Source organism: Conexibacter sp. CPCC 206217, from assembly GCF_030646165.1.
Taxonomy (GTDB): Bacteria; Actinomycetota; Thermoleophilia; order Solirubrobacterales; family Solirubrobacteraceae; genus Conexibacter.
Genome location: NZ_JAUTDO010000005.1, coordinates 361,302 through 374,571, shown reverse-complemented (window position 1 = coordinate 374,571; position 13,270 = coordinate 361,302). Strand labels below are relative to the sequence as shown.

At 72.0% G+C, this 13,270-nt stretch carries 15 protein-coding genes; 6 read left to right on the top strand and 9 right to left on the bottom strand.

All coding sequences use genetic code 11. The annotated features are described in order from the left end of the window. Positions 1-17: 17 nt before the first annotated feature. The 5 genes from Q7L65_RS15825 to Q7L65_RS15805 all read right to left on the bottom strand — a co-directional run bounded on the left by Q7L65_RS15825 (position 18) and on the right by Q7L65_RS15805 (position 5,771). A complete protein-coding gene (locus tag Q7L65_RS15825; RefSeq protein WP_304722453.1) occupies positions 18-1,052 on the bottom strand; it encodes a Gfo/Idh/MocA family protein in 1,035 nt (344 codons plus the stop codon). After that, entirely contained in the window at positions 1,049-2,041 is a 993-nt protein-coding gene (locus tag Q7L65_RS15820) for an alpha-ketoacid dehydrogenase subunit beta (RefSeq protein ID WP_304722452.1), read from the bottom strand. The genes Q7L65_RS15825 and Q7L65_RS15820 overlap by 4 nt, the downstream gene beginning before the upstream one ends. A gap of 75 nt (positions 2,042-2,116) precedes the next feature. After that, positions 2,117-3,511, bottom strand: coding sequence for a dihydrolipoamide acetyltransferase family protein (locus tag Q7L65_RS15815; protein WP_304722451.1), 1,395 nt, complete (start codon positions 3,509-3,511; stop codon positions 2,117-2,119). After that, positions 3,508-4,518, bottom strand: coding sequence for a thiamine pyrophosphate-dependent dehydrogenase E1 component subunit alpha (locus tag Q7L65_RS15810; RefSeq protein WP_304722450.1), 1,011 nt, complete (start codon positions 4,516-4,518; stop codon positions 3,508-3,510). Before Q7L65_RS15810 ends, Q7L65_RS15815 begins: the two co-directional genes overlap by 4 nt. 2 nt (positions 4,519-4,520) lie before the next feature. Beyond that, positions 4,521-5,771, bottom strand: coding sequence for a Xaa-Pro peptidase family protein (locus Q7L65_RS15805; RefSeq protein WP_304722449.1), 1,251 nt, complete (start codon positions 5,769-5,771; stop codon positions 4,521-4,523). A gap of 225 nt (positions 5,772-5,996) precedes the next feature. On the opposite strand from Q7L65_RS15805, the gene Q7L65_RS15800 reads away from it, so the two are divergent. From Q7L65_RS15800 to Q7L65_RS15785, 4 genes are all read left to right on the top strand, one after another. Then, positions 5,997-6,278: a hypothetical protein gene (locus tag Q7L65_RS15800; protein WP_304722448.1), complete on the top strand. Its 282-nt coding sequence runs from the start codon at positions 5,997-5,999 to the stop codon at positions 6,276-6,278. A gap of 52 nt (positions 6,279-6,330) precedes the next feature. Then, positions 6,331-6,558: a hypothetical protein gene (locus tag Q7L65_RS15795; RefSeq protein WP_304722447.1), complete on the top strand. Its 228-nt coding sequence runs from the start codon at positions 6,331-6,333 to the stop codon at positions 6,556-6,558. A 126-nt stretch (positions 6,559-6,684) separates the two neighbouring features. Beyond that, positions 6,685-8,019 carry a citrate synthase gene (locus tag Q7L65_RS15790; RefSeq protein WP_304722446.1) on the top strand — a complete coding sequence of 445 codons (1,335 nt, stop codon included), beginning with the start codon at positions 6,685-6,687 and terminating at the stop codon, positions 8,017-8,019. Positions 8,020-8,187: 168 nt separating this feature from the next. Further along, the gene (locus Q7L65_RS15785; protein ID WP_304722445.1) at positions 8,188-8,550 is read left to right on the top strand and encodes a hypothetical protein; all 363 of its coding nucleotides are present in this window, start codon (positions 8,188-8,190) and stop codon (positions 8,548-8,550) included. Here the strand turns inward: Q7L65_RS15785 and Q7L65_RS15780 are convergent. Continuing rightward, positions 8,528-9,448: a PfkB family carbohydrate kinase gene (locus Q7L65_RS15780; RefSeq protein WP_304722444.1), complete on the bottom strand. Its 921-nt coding sequence runs from the start codon at positions 9,446-9,448 to the stop codon at positions 8,528-8,530. The two genes, Q7L65_RS15785 and Q7L65_RS15780, sit on opposite strands and share 23 nt — an antisense overlap. Then, positions 9,445-10,113 carry a M48 family metallopeptidase gene (locus Q7L65_RS15775; protein ID WP_304722443.1) on the bottom strand — a complete coding sequence of 223 codons (669 nt, stop codon included), beginning with the start codon at positions 10,111-10,113 and terminating at the stop codon, positions 9,445-9,447. The genes Q7L65_RS15780 and Q7L65_RS15775 overlap by 4 nt, the downstream gene beginning before the upstream one ends. A 59-nt stretch (positions 10,114-10,172) precedes the next feature. On the opposite strand from Q7L65_RS15775, the gene Q7L65_RS15770 reads away from it, so the two are divergent. Continuing rightward, a complete protein-coding gene (locus Q7L65_RS15770) occupies positions 10,173-10,427 on the top strand; it encodes a hypothetical protein (RefSeq protein WP_304722442.1) in 255 nt (84 codons plus the stop codon). Positions 10,428-10,503: 76 nt separating this feature from the next. Continuing rightward, positions 10,504-11,442 carry a triacylglycerol lipase gene (locus tag Q7L65_RS15765; RefSeq protein WP_304722441.1) on the top strand — a complete coding sequence of 313 codons (939 nt, stop codon included), beginning with the start codon at positions 10,504-10,506 and terminating at the stop codon, positions 11,440-11,442. Between the two features lie 112 nt (positions 11,443-11,554). Here the strand turns inward: Q7L65_RS15765 and metF are convergent, their stop codons facing one another. Both metF and Q7L65_RS15755 read right to left on the bottom strand, forming a co-directional pair. Continuing rightward, positions 11,555-12,481, bottom strand: coding sequence for a methylenetetrahydrofolate reductase [NAD(P)H] (metF, locus tag Q7L65_RS15760; protein WP_304722440.1), 927 nt, complete (start codon positions 12,479-12,481; stop codon positions 11,555-11,557). A gap of 11 nt (positions 12,482-12,492) precedes the next feature. After that, positions 12,493-13,266, bottom strand: coding sequence for a GNAT family N-acetyltransferase (locus Q7L65_RS15755; RefSeq protein WP_304722439.1), 774 nt, complete (start codon positions 13,264-13,266; stop codon positions 12,493-12,495). Between the last annotated feature and the right edge of the window lie 4 nt (positions 13,267-13,270).

Below are 13,270 nucleotides of genomic sequence, written 5' to 3'. Positions count from 1 at the left end.
CGGCCGGCCGGCGCACGTCAGCGCTGCGCATCGAGCGGTTCGTGCGACGGCGAAAAGCCGGCCGCGGCGAGCAGCCGCTCGATCGTGCGCAGGGTCCTGAGCGTCTCGTGCGGCGGCACGACGAAGGCGGTCGCGTCCCCGCGCACCGCGCGCGAGACGTCGTCCAGCTCGTGGGCGAACGGATCGCCTCCGTCGAACGCGATCGTCTGCGTGACGCCGTCGAGCGTCAGAAACGCCTCGCGCGGACACGGCGCCGGCGCCCACAGGCGGTCGCGTGACGGCTGGTAGGGATTCGGCACGCGCAGCGTGCCGCGCGCGCCGGTCGCGACGAGCCAAAGCGACATCGCGCTGTCCATGCTGACGTCGAAGCTGGCGGTCGCGCCGCCCGCGTAGGCGAGCGTGCCGGCGAACCCCATGTCGACGCCGCTCGCGGCCGAGCGCGCGCGGCCGCCGACCGCGACCGGCTCCCCGCCGCCGAGCAGGTTGAGCAGGCTGACGCAGTAGCAGCCGAGATCGCGCAGCGCACCGCCGGCGAGCGCCGGATCGGCGCGCGCGTCTCCGCGTTCGAGGCCCGGGATGGGATAGTGGAACGTCGCGTGCAACGAGCGCAGCGGGCCGAGCCGCTCGGCGACCAGCTCCTGCAGCAACGCGGTCTGCGGGTGGTGGCGGTACATCATCGCCTCCGCGAGCACCAACCCGCGCGCGGCGGCACGCGCGAACAGCGGCTCGGCCTCCAGCGCGGTCGCCGCGAGCGGCTTCTCGCAGAGGACGTGCTTGCCGGCCTCCAACGCGGCGCCCGCCCAGCGTGCGTGCAGGCCGTTGGGCAGCGGGACGTAGACGGCCTCGATCCGCTTGTCGGCCAGCAGCTGCTCGTAGGAGCCGTAGCTCGCCGGGATCCCCCGCGTCCGCGCGTACGCGGCGGCGCGGACCGGATCGCGGCTGGCGACCGCGACCAGCTCCGCGCGCGAGGACCGCCGCAGCGGCCCGATCAGCTCGTCGGCGATCGCAGCCGTCGAGAGGATCCCCCAGCGGACGCTGGTCGTCCGCGTCACTCGCTCGCCGCTGCCACGCCGAGCCGTGCGCGCACGCTCGCCACGATCGCGTCGGTGCCCGGCAGGAAGGCGTCCTCCAGCGGCGGGCTGTACGGGACGGGGGTGTCGTCGGTCGCCAGGCGCCAGACGTCGTCCAGCTCGCCGAGCGCCTCCTCGCTCACGCGCGCGACCAGCTCGCCGGCCCAGCCGCCGGTCAGCGGCCCCTCCTCGACCACCAGCAGGCGGTTCGTCCTGCCGACCGAGCCGACGACCGCGGGCACGTCGAGCGGGCGCAGCGTGCGCAGGTCGACGACCTCCAGCTCGATCCCCTCGGCCGCGAGCGTCTCGGCCGCGGCGAGCGCGTGATGGACGCTGGTGGCGACCGCCGCGACGGTCAGGTCGCCGCCGGCGCGGACGACCTTCGCCGCGCCGATCGTCGCGACCTCGTCGGCGGCGCCCGGCGCGCCCTTGATCGAATAGAGCCGCTTATGCTCCAGGAACAGGACCGGGTTGTCGTCGCGGATCGCCGCCTTCAGCAGCGCCTTCGCGTCGGCCGGATTGCTCGGCGCGACGATCTTCAGGCCCGGTACGCCCTGGAACCACGGCGCCGGCGACTGCGAGTGGATCGCGCCGAAGCGGCCGCCGGCGCCGTAGGCGGAGCGCACGACGATCGGCGCCGGCGCCTGCTCGTTGGAGAGGTACCAGTACTTCGCCGCCTGGTTGACCATCCCGTCCATCGCCAGCGGCAGGAAGTCGGCGAACATGATCTCGATCACGGGCCGCAGGCCGCAGACGGCGGCGCCGAACGCGGCGCCGGTGATCGCCAGCTCCGAGATCGGCGTGTCGAACACGCGCGCCTCGCCGTGGGCGTCGTACAGCCCCGGCGTCGCGGCGAAGACGCCGCCGGGCTTGGCGACGTCCTCGCCGAAGAAGACGACGCGCTCGTCACGCGCGAGCTCCTCGTCGAGCGCGTCGCGGATCGCGCGGCGGAATTCGAGCTGGTCAGCCACGGGAGGACCCCTTCGTTGCGAGTGAAGTGTTCAGCGAGAGCGCACGCGGGCGCGCGCGGGTTTCGGATCGCGTGCTCACAGCGCCAGCAGCTCCGGCGCTTGCAGCAGTGCGCGCACGCGCGCGAGGAACGCGGCGCCGTCGGCGCCGTTGAGGATGCGGTGGTCGCAGGTGAGGCGGGCGAGCAGGGTCTGCGCGAGCACCAGCTCGCCGTCGCGCGCGTGCGGCCGCGGGCGGACCGCGCCGACGGCGAGGATCGCCGCCTGCGGCGGGTTCAGCACGGCCGTGAAGGCGTCGACCCCGAAGCCGCCGAGGTTCGAGACGGTGAACGTCGCCCCGCTCATCTCGCCGGGCGTCAACGTGCCGGCGCGCGCAGCGGCCGCGAGCCGGCGCACGTCCGCGCCGACTTGGCCGAGCGAGCGGCTGTCGGCGTCGAAGACGGTCGGCACGAGCAGCGCGTCGGGTGCCGCGACGGCGACGCCGACGTTGACGCGCTCGTACAGCTCGACGCGCTCGCCGGCGAACGCGCCGTTGACGCGCGGCTGCTCGCGCAGCGCGAGCGCGCACGCCTTGATCACGAAGTCGCCGAGCGACGGCGCTGGCGCGTCGCCGAGCAGCTGCTTGAGCCGCGCGCGCATGGCGACCGCGGCGTCCATGTCGACCTCGACGTCGAGCGTGAAGTCAGGCGCGCTCGCCTTCGACTCCCCCATCCGCCGACCGACCAATTGCTGCGTACGGGAGAGCGGGACCACGGTGGCCGCGCCCTTGGTGGGGACGCTCTGTGAGACCAGTGGCGGAGTGCTCACCGCCTCTGCCGCTTCGTGCGCCTCCGCGCCCAAGACGTCCCGCTTCACGACACGCCCGTTCGGACCGCTCCCGACCAGCGCAGCCAAGTCGATCCCCAGTTCGCGCGCGATCCGGCGGGCCAAGGGAGAGGCGCTGACGCGCGACGAGGGGAGAGCCGCGGCCGGCACCGACGGGGGAACCGGGCCGGCCGCGGTTGTGGAGCGATCGGTGGGGGAAGAGGTTGGGGCGGCGGTGGGCGAAGCCGGCGCGGGCGCGACGGCCAGCGCCACGCCTTCCGGCGCGATCCGGGCGATCGTCGTGCCGACCGCGACCGTCTCGCCGGCGGCGACCGCGTGGTGCAGCACGCCGTCGCCCTCGGCCTCGTACGGCATCGTCGCCTTGTCGGTCTCGACCTCGACGATCTCCTCGCCGCGCGCGACGGGCGCGCCGTCGGCGACGAGCCAGGTCACGATCGTGCCCTCCTCCATCGAGTCGGAGAGCCGGGGCATCGCGACGACCTGCGCCCGGAGGGCTTGGTCGCCGTGCGCGAACTCGCCTGCGGCTCCTTCGCACGCGTCGTCGGCGAGCCGGGGCATCGCGACGACCTGCGCCCGGAGGGCTTGGTCGCCGTGCGCGAACTCGCCTGCGGCTCCTTCGCACGCGTCGTCGGCGAGCCTGGCGGTCACGGGGCGAACTCGCGCGCGGCATCGCGCGCCGGCTCCGGGTACGGCGCCGCGAGCGCGCGCTCGACGATCGCCTCGAACTGCGCGTCGACCGCGCCGTCGACGCCGTCGACCGCGTCACCCGGCACGCCGAACGCGTCCGCCAGCCGCTCGCGCGCGACCTTCAGCGGGTCGCGCTGCTTCCACTCGTCCAGCTCGCCCGCCTTGCGGTACCTGCCCGGATCCGAGCGCGAATGGCCGACGAAGCGGTACGTCATCGACTGGATGAACTGCGGGCCCTCGCCTGCGCGCGCACGGGAGACAGCCGCCTCGGCGGCCTCGCGCACGGCCCACACGTCCATCCCGTCGACCGTCTCGGTCGGGATCCCGAGCGTCTGCGGGCGCGCCGCGATGTCGCCCGCGGTGACGTCCTCAAACGGCGTGAACTCGCCGTAGCGGTTGTTCTCGCAGACGAACAGCACGGGCAGTCTCAGCACCGCCGCGAAGTTGAGGCACTCGTGGAAGTAGCCGTGGTTGGTCGTGCCCTCGCCGAAGAACGCGACCGCGACGCCGTCGCCCTGCGTTCTCAGCGCCAGCGCGGCGCCGGTCGCGGCGGAGATCGAGCCGCCGATGATGCCGAAGCAGCCGATCAGCCGGTTGGCCAGGTCGATCACGTTCATCGAGCCGGCGCGGCCGCCGCAGACGCCGGTCTCGCGGCCGAGCATCTCGTCCAGCAGCGCCTGCGGGTCGACGCCGAGCGCGAGCGCGTGGCCGTGGCCGCGGTAGGTGCCGGCGACGCGGTCCTGCGGCCCGAGCACGTCGGCGACGCCGACGGCACCGGCCTCCTCGCCGACGTAGAGGTGCGTCGTGCCGTGCACCTCGCCCTTCTGGAAGAGCGACTGCACGGTCTCCTCGAAGCGCCGCACGACGAGCATGCGGCGGTACAGCTCCAGACCGTGCTGAGCGGGGCCGCTCAGCTCGGTCGCGGCGTCGGCGGCCGCCCCGTCCGCGTCGTGCGTCGTGCGGGCCACGCTCACACCTCCACGCGGTCGGCGACGAAGTCCGCGCCGCGCACGTACTGGCGGCCGCAGACGAGCAGCTCCTCGCCCGGGAAGCGGGTGATGATCTCCGGCCCCTCGGCCGTCACGACGATCTCCTCCTCGATCCGCGCGGCGCCCTTGCCGTCTCTGGTCGCGCAGTAGGTCTCCAGCGCGAACACCATCCCCTCCTCGATCACGATCGGGTCGGTGAACGAGTTCAGGCGCGAGATCATCGGCGCCTCGTAGAGGCCCACGCCGAGGCCGTGGCCGAACTGCAGGCCGAAGCACGACTCCTCGCTCGGGAAGCCGAGCTCCTGCGCGGTCGGCCAGACCTCCGCGATCTTGTCCGTCGTGACGCCGGGACGGACCAGCTCGATCGCGTCGTCGAGCCACTCGCGGCACTGCTTGTAGGCGTCGAGCTGCTGCTGGTTGGCGGTGCCGACCGAGAACGTGCGGTAGTAGCACGTGCGGTAGCCCATGAACGAGTGGATGATGTCGAAGAAGGCCTGGTCGCCGGGGCGCAGCAGGCGATCGGAGAAGACGTGCGGATGCGGGCTGCAGCGGTCGCCGGAGACGGCGTTGATCGCCTCGACCTGCTCCGAGCCCAGCTCGAACAGCAGCTTCTGCGTGGCGGCGACGATCTCGTGCTCGCGCACGCCGGGGCGCAGCGTCTCGTAGATCTGCTGGTAGGCGGCGTCGACGATGCCGGCGGCCTGGTCCAGCAGCGCGATCTCGTCGCCGGTCTTGATCTTGCGCGCGGCCTGCATCACGGGCGCGGCGTCGCCGGTGAGGATTCTGCGGCGGCCCAGCGACGCGAGCGTCTCCATGTCCGTGAGGTCGATGCCGACCGGCTGGTCGAGCAGGCCGTGGTCGTCGAGCACGTCGTAGATGTGCCCTGCCAAGAGGTCCGGCACCCCGCTGGACTCCGGCATCGCGCCGCGCATCGACGTCACGCCCGCCTGCCAGCTGGACTCCGGCAGCCACGGCGCGTACAGCTGGTGGTGCTTGGCGGCCGAGCCGAAGTCCCACAGCACGGGCTCGCCGCCCCGCGGCAGCAGGACGCAGCGCGCGCTCTTGTCGCGTGCCCACTCGCCGATGTGGGTCGACGTGACGTAGCGGATGTTGTTCTGGTCGAACAGCAGCACGGCGCCCAACTCGGAGGCCTCCAACGCCGCCTTGGCGCGTGCGAGGCGATCCGAGCGCAGCCGCGCGAAGTCGACGCGCTGCTCCCAGTCGACCGCCATGGACGCTCCACGTGACGCGATGTTCATCCCCCGCCCTCTCCTCTAGTGATCCGGGTCATTGCGTGAAGCAAGAATAAACAGTTAGCGGTGATCTCGTCAATCCCGGCTGCCCAAACAGCCGATTTCAGCGTATTCCGTGCATTTGAGCTTGACGTTGTGGGTGGACGTCAGCGCTCCGGGAGACGGCGTGACGGCGGCGTGGCGGGCAGGTAGGATCGGTCGACCATGGGATGGGGCTTCGTCTGGCTGATGGTGGTGCTGAAGATCCCGATCGGGCTGCTGCTCTGGCTCGTGTGGTGGGCCGTGCGCCAAGAGCCCGACGACGCGGCCGGCGAGGCGCCCAGAGGCGACGGCGGCTCGAAGGTCCCGCAGCAGCGCGACCCGCGCCACCCTCACTCGCCGCTCCCACGCCGCCCACGCGACCGCGGTCCGCACGGTGACCCGCTGCTCCCGCCCCCGCCCCGCACCCGCACGCTCGTCGCGCGCTCGCGCATGCGCGAGCACTGAACAGACCGAGACCCTCGCACGACGCCCGCCGGATGAGTTAGGCTCGCTTCGCATGTACGGGTTTCTCGTCTTTGCGGCCGAGGGTGCGGCCGATCACGGCTCCAAGACCGCCTTCTACATCGCCGGTCTCGCGCTTGCCGCCTGTGCCGTGCTGATCGGCGCGCTTGGCGTCGCACGCCCCGCCTTCGCCGAGGGCGAGGGCACCAGCCGCGCCGTCATCGGGCTGGTGCTGGTGCTGATGATCGCGACGCTCGCAGCCGCGATCGCCACCTCCTCCTAGCAAGCTCCCAGACGCGCTCCTACATATCCCGCGTGCGACCGCGCGGGCGGCTGCCGGGTACCCGGCAGGGGCTCGGCCTGTCCGATCCGGTAAAACGGATGCGATACGAACGCGCTAGGGAGAGTCATGAGCACGGACACCACAGGGCAGGGCGACGCCGGCGGCGTAGCCCAGGCGAGCAACACGCTCACGATCACGGACAACCGTACTGGCCGTCAGTACGAGGTTCCGATCGAGGACGAGACGATCCGCAGCATCGACCTTCGCAGAATCAAGGTCAACGACGACGACTTCGGCCTGATGACCTACGACCCGGCGTTCATGAACACCGCGTCGTGTCGTTCGTCGATCACCTACATCGACGGCGACAAGGGCATCCTCGAGTATCGCGGCTACCCGATCGAGCAGCTCGCGGAGAGATCGAGCTACCTCGAGGTCGCGTACCTGCTGATCCACGGCGAGCTGCCGACGCAGCCGCAGTTGGACACGTGGACCCACGAGGTCACGATCCACACGTTCGTGCACGAGAACGTGAAGGAGTTCATGCAGGGCTTCCGCTACGACGCGCATCCGATGGGGATGCTGCTGGCGTCGGTCGGAGCGCTCTCGACCTTCTACCCGGAGGCGACGCAGATCAAGGACGTCGACCTGCGCTACCAGCAGATCGTGCGCCTGATCGCGAAGATGCCGACGCTGGCCGCCTTCGCGTACCGCCACAACCGCGGGATGCCGTACGTCTATCCAGACAACGACCTCTCCTACGCGGGCAACTTCCTTTCGATGGTCTACAAGATCGCCGAGCTGAAGTACCAGCCGGACCCGCGCATCGAGAAGGCGCTCGACGTGCTCTTCATCCTGCACGCCGACCACGAGCAGAACTGCTCGACGAGCGCGGTGCGCTCGGTCGGCTCCTCGCAGGTCGACCCGTACTCCTCGGTCGCGGCCGGCATCGGCGCGCTCTACGGCCCGCTGCACGGCGGCGCCAACGAGGCGGTCCTGCGGATGCTGCGCCGGATCAGAACGACGGACAACATCCCGGCGTTCGTCGAGGGCGTCAAGAAGGGCGAAGAGCGGCTGATGGGCTTCGGCCACCGCGTCTACAAGAACTACGACCCGCGCGCGAAGATCATCAAGAGAGCCGCGCAGGACGTGTTCGAGGTGACGGGCACCAACCCGCTGCTCGACATAGCGATGGAGCTGGAGCGGATCGCGCTGGAGGACGAGTACTTCGTCTCGCGCAAGCTCTACCCGAACGTCGACTTCTACTCGGGCCTGATCTACGAGGCGCTCGGCATGCCCGTCGAGATGTTCCCGGTCCTGTTCGCGATCGGCCGCACCTCGGGCTGGATCGCCCAGTGGCTGGAGATGATCGACGACAAGGAGCAGAAGATCGCGCGTCCGCGTCAGATCTACACGGGCGGTCGCGAGCGCGACTACGTCCCGATGGCGCAGCGCTCCTGACGAGCGCCGCATTCTCCCGGCGCGCCGGCTCCAACTCCCGGAGCCGGCGCGCAGCGCGTCAGCGCGCCGAGTGCAGCGCGACGCTGGAACCGCCTCCTGAGCGGGGCGATTGACGGGCCGTGACGTCGCACGTCGCCGCCGTCATCGCGGGCAGATAGGCTCGCCGCGATGGCGCGTTACAAGCTGACCGTCCGCGACGGACCGCGCGTCGAGCGCGATCGCTTCGACACGCTCGAGACGGCGCTCGACGCGCTGCAGGCGCGCGTGCTGCAACTCACGGCACGTGTTCCGCGCAGAGAGATCGACATCCGCACGCGCAGATATGCGCCCGTCGAGCAGGTGACCGCGCGCGCGGAGCTGAGCGGCCCGGAACGGCTGCTGCCGCGGGTCCGGGCCGGCATCGACGTGCGCGGCGACGGCTCCGCCGAGCCGTGGACCGGCCGCGCCAGCCGCACCGTGATCGAACGACAGGACGGCGAGTCCGCGATCGCGGCAGTGCGGCGGGTCATCACCGCCGCGGTCGAGCGCTGAGCCCCAGCTCGTCGTCGGCCAACTCGGCGCGCGTGAGCTGGTGACCGTAGGGGCCACGGCCGGTGACACACCAGGCGCCGCAGCGAGCCGCCAGCGCGATCGTGCGTTCGATGCCCAGGCCGGCGCCGAGGCCGTACGCGAGCGCGGCAGCGAACGAGTCGCCGCAGCCGTAGGCGTCGACCGGTGCGGACGGCGGCCGGACCGCCTCCCACGTGCCGCTGCTGCCGTCGGTCCCGTGCCAGTGGCCGCCCTCGCCCCCGCGGGTGAAGATCGTGTAGCGGGGGCCTGAGGGGCCGCCGCCGGGGGCCGGGGAGTTGGCCCCGAGCGCCGCCTCGAACGCCTCGACCCCCGCTACCTCCTTCTCGTCGCGTTCGCTCGCGACCAGCACGTCGGGGACGACGCCGCCGGCGATCAGCGCCTCGGGGGCGCGGCCCGTCGCGACGAGCGCGCGGGCGCGGCGGGCGGCGCGGGCGGCTGCGCCGTCGGCGCCGGTGAAGTAGACGCCGTCGACCTGCGCGAGCAGATCCCACGGCAGCGGGTCGTCGGCGTGCGGGACGAGCCGATCGCCGAGCACGGTGATCGTGCGCTCGGCGTTGCCGTCGACGTGCGTGAAGGCGCGTCGCTGCGGGACCTGCCGCGTGACTGCGTGCAGCGTCAGCCCGCGCTCGCGCAGCTCCGCCGCGCTGCGCTCCCCGAGCAGGTCGTCGCCGACGACGGTGAAGAAGTCCGCCGCGCCGGCCAGCCGCAGCAGCTGAATCGCCGCCACCGCGCCGCCGCCGGCCGCGACCGCGACGTGCTCACGTGCCGTGACGATCTCGCCGGCCCGCGGGAGATGGTCGACGACGGCGAAGTCGAGCCACTCGACGTGACCCACGACCGCAACGCGCGGGCCGCTCACAGGACCAACGTCCCGCCGTGCCTGCGCAGCCAGGCCGAGTGCAGTCTGTAGTCGGGCCAGCGGCGCGCCAGCAGCGCCCAGAAGCGCGGCGAGTGGTCCATCACCTCGAGGTGGCAGACCTCGTGCCAGACGACGTAGTCGAGCACCGGGGCGGGCGCCAGCAGCAGGCGCCAGTTGAACGACATCGCGCCGTTGGTCGAGCAGCTCGCCCAGCGCGTTCTCTGCCCGCGGATCGTCAGCCGCGAGTAGTGGGTGCCGGCGAGCGCGGTCGCGCGGTCCAGCCGCGGCGCCACCTCCTCCTGCGCGCGGCGGCGGTACCAGCGCTCCAGCGCGGCGCGGGGGTCCTCTGCCCCCGGCACCAGCAACGTGTCACCTCGCCGGTGCACGCGCGTGCGGCCCGGCTCGGGCAGCAACTGCAGCGTCTCGCCGAGGTACGGCACCGTCGCCCCGCGCGCCGCTATCTGCGCGCGCGTGCGCTCCAGCTCGGCGATCCGGCGCTCGATCCAGGGGCGCAGCTGGCGGATCGCGGCGGCCGCCTCGCGCTCGGCGCTGCGCCGCGGCAGCACGACTTCGACGCCGCTCGAGTCGTCGACTCGGACGCGCACGCGACGGGCGCGATCGGAGCGCCGGATGCGGTACGCGATGTCTCCTTCTGCACGGTTCACCGCGATGAGGGTACGCTGGCAGCGGGATGGAGCGTTGGCATGTGGAACTTCCGGGCGGAGTGCAGCCCCCGATCGATGTGTTCGTCAACGGCGTGCTGCAGCAGCCGGGGAACGATTACGAGGTCAGAGACGGCGTGCTGCTGTTCTCCAGACCACTCGTGCAGGAGGGCAGACTCGGCTTCTGGCGCTGGTTCTGGGGCGCCTGGGGCATAGGCACGTACAAGACCAACCACACGGTCGACGTGCGCTACGAGCGCGACGGCCGCAAGCTCGTCGCGCACGCGCTCAGAGCGCTTCCGCCCGACAACGCTTGATTTCTGTTCATCGGTCAGGTTTGCTGGACCCGGGGCAAGGGTCCGCTCGGACCACCACTGACCGAAGGGGAGAGCAATGCTGCACACCACTCGCGCGCCCGACCGCCGTCGCGCGCTCGTCGCCGTCCTCGCCGTCCTGACCGTCGCGCTGCTCGCGTGCGCGTCCGCACTCGCGCCGGCCGCGCGCGCCGATCTGCCGGTGATCTACAACTTCCCGACGGGGATCGCGGCCGGCACGCTCGCGCCCAACAGCAACCCGCCGGGCGCCAACGACTTCTCCTGCAGACCGACGGCCGCGCATCCGCGCCCGGTCGTGCTCGTCCACGGCACGCTCGAGAACCAGCGGCTGAACTGGAACGCGCTCGCACCGCTGCTGAAGAACAACGGCTACTGCGTCTTCGCGCTCAACTACGGCGCCTACTGGCCCGGCCCGTTCCTCGGCCTCGACGACATCCCCGGCTCGGCCGCCGAGCTGGCGGCGTACGTCGACGGCGTGCTGAGCGCGACCGGCGCCAGAGAGGTCGACCTCGTCGGCCACTCGCAGGGCGGGATGCTGCCGCGCTGGTACGTCAAGTACCTCGGCGGCGCGACGAAGGTGCACACGCTCGTCGGGCTGACGCCGTCCAACCACGGCACGACCCTGCTGGGGCTCTCGACGCTGGCGAGATTCCTGCCCGGCGCCAGCTCGGTGCTGGAGGCCGGCGGGCCGGCGTTGGAGGATCAGCGCCTCGGCTCGGCCTTCAACAGAAGACTCGACGCGGGCGGCGACACGATAGCCGGCGTCTCCTACACGGTGATCGCCTCGATCTACGACGAGGTCGTGACGCCGTACACCAACAGCTTCCTCAGCGGCGCGACCAACATCACGCTGCAGAGTGGCTGCATCGTCAACTTCACCGAGCATCTCGGGATCGCCTACGACCGCCGCGCATTGCGGCTGGTGCTGAACGCGCTCGACCCCGCGACGGCGAGAACGCCGCCGTGCGTGCCGACGCTGCCGGGGGTGGGAGGCTGAGTGCTTCGCATTGCGAGTTCCACGGCGGCGGGCTGCGCCGCGCGGCCGCCGCGGGAACTCGCGGGTGCCGGTGTCGCCGCCGGTGCCGGTGCCGCCGCCGGTGCTGGTGGCTCTATCCCGCGGCGACGCGCAGCGCCGGCTCGGCGCCCGCGCCCTTCTCCCACGGCCGCTGCAGCCGCAGCGCGGAGAGGATCGCGCGCGTCGCCGGCGAGCGGTTGATCGTGTAGAAGTGGATCCCGGGCGCGCCGCTGGCGAGCAGCTCGGCGCACTGCAGCGTCGCGTAGGAGACGCCCAGCTCCGCGACCGCCTCCTCGTCGTCGCCGCGCGCCTCCAGCGCCTCCATCAGCGCCGGCGGGATCGTCGAGCCGCCGAGCGCGGTCATCCGCTTGATGCCGGCGGTCGAGATGATCGGCATGATGCCCGGCACGATCGGCACGTCGATCCCGATCGCGCGCGCGTCCTCGACGAAGCGGTAGTAGACGGCGTTGTCGAAGAACAGCTGCGTGATCAGCACGCGCGCGCCCGCGTCGACCTTCTCCTTCAGGTGCAGCAGGTCGGTCTCGCGATCCGGCGCCTCCGTGTGGACCTCCGGATAGGCGGCGCCGACGAGGCAGACGTCCGGATAGCCCTCCGCGACGAGCTTCGTCAGGTCGGTCGCGTGCGCGAGGCCGCCCTCGGTCGCGGTGAAGCTCGTCTCGCCTCTCGGCGGGTCGCCGCGCAGCGCCAGCACGTTGACGATCCCGGCGGCGCGCATCTGCCGCAGCGCGGCGTGCAGGTCGTCGGTCGTGGCGCCGACGCAGGTGAAGTGCGCCATCGCCTCGAGGTCGTGGTTCTCGCGGATTCTGGAGACGATGTCGATCGTCTTGGAGCGGGTCGAGCCGCCCGCGCCCCAGGTCACGGAGACGAACGCGGGCTCCAGCGGCCGCAGCGCCTCCAGCGCCTGGAACAGTCTCAGCTCGCCGTCCTCGGTCTTCGGCGGGAAGAACTCGAAGGAGAAGACGGGGTCCCCGCCCGCGGCGATGATCTCGTCGATGCGCATGACTTCCCAGTCTAAGCCAGGGAACCCGGCACAGTCGCCGGACCGTCCCACAGCCACATCCCGAGGCGGCCGTGCGCGACGAAGCCGAGCCGCTCGTAGAGCCGCTCCGCCTCGTAGCTGGACTGCAGCGTCGCGGTCCGCATCCCGCGCTCGCGCGCGTCCAGCAGCGCGGCGTGCGCGAGCCACTGCCCGATCCCGCAGCGCTGCAGCCGCGGCTCGGTCGCGACCCAGTTGACCATGCAGTCGCCGTCGTGGTCGAACGTCACAAGGCAGGCCGCCGGGCGCCCCTCGACGCGCGCGACGTAGCGGTGGAAGCTGCGGTCGCGAAGGCCCGCGAAGGCCGTTCCGAAGGCACCCGGCGCTTCGCCGTTGGCGCGCTCGTTCAGCGTCGTGATCTCGAGCGGATGGGGATCGCGGTCGAGCGTGACGTGGACGTCCGGCGCGGCCGGATCGACCAGCTGCGTCAGCGTCAGCGACATCGCCATCGGCTCGTACTCGGCGAGGTGGCCGGCGGCGCGCAGCAGCTCGGCGGCCGGCTGCTCGCCCGGCATCGTCCAGACCATCCAGTGCGTCACGTCGGCGGCGCGGTACGCCCGCGCCAGCTCCGGCAACCGCGCCCCGAGCGCCGCGACGTCGTCGAACAGGACGCCGTTGACGATCGACTGGGTCGGCGCGCTCGGCGTCATGAACGCCGTCAACCCGTCGTGCTCGATCACGCGGCCGCCCGAGGCCGGCGCCTCCGCGCGGTAGAACTCGCGCATCGTCGCCTTCAGCGCGTCGATCACGAGC

Coding starts and splice junctions, on each gene's coding strand:
- Q7L65_RS15805 (WP_304722449.1), bottom strand. CDS start 5,771: ATGGCGGTCGACTGGGAGCAGCGCGTCGACTTCGCGCGGCTGCGCTCG.
- Q7L65_RS15800 (WP_304722448.1), top strand. CDS start 5,997: ATGGGATGGGGCTTCGTCTGGCTGATGGTGGTGCTGAAGATCCCGATC.
- Q7L65_RS15795 (WP_304722447.1), top strand. CDS start 6,331: ATGTACGGGTTTCTCGTCTTTGCGGCCGAGGGTGCGGCCGATCACGGC.
- Q7L65_RS15790 (WP_304722446.1), top strand. CDS start 6,685: ATGAGCACGGACACCACAGGGCAGGGCGACGCCGGCGGCGTAGCCCAG.
- Q7L65_RS15785 (WP_304722445.1), top strand. CDS start 8,188: ATGGCGCGTTACAAGCTGACCGTCCGCGACGGACCGCGCGTCGAGCGC.
- Q7L65_RS15765 (WP_304722441.1), top strand. CDS start 10,504: ATGCTGCACACCACTCGCGCGCCCGACCGCCGTCGCGCGCTCGTCGCC.
- metF (WP_304722440.1), bottom strand. CDS start 12,481: ATGCGCATCGACGAGATCATCGCCGCGGGCGGGGACCCCGTCTTCTCC.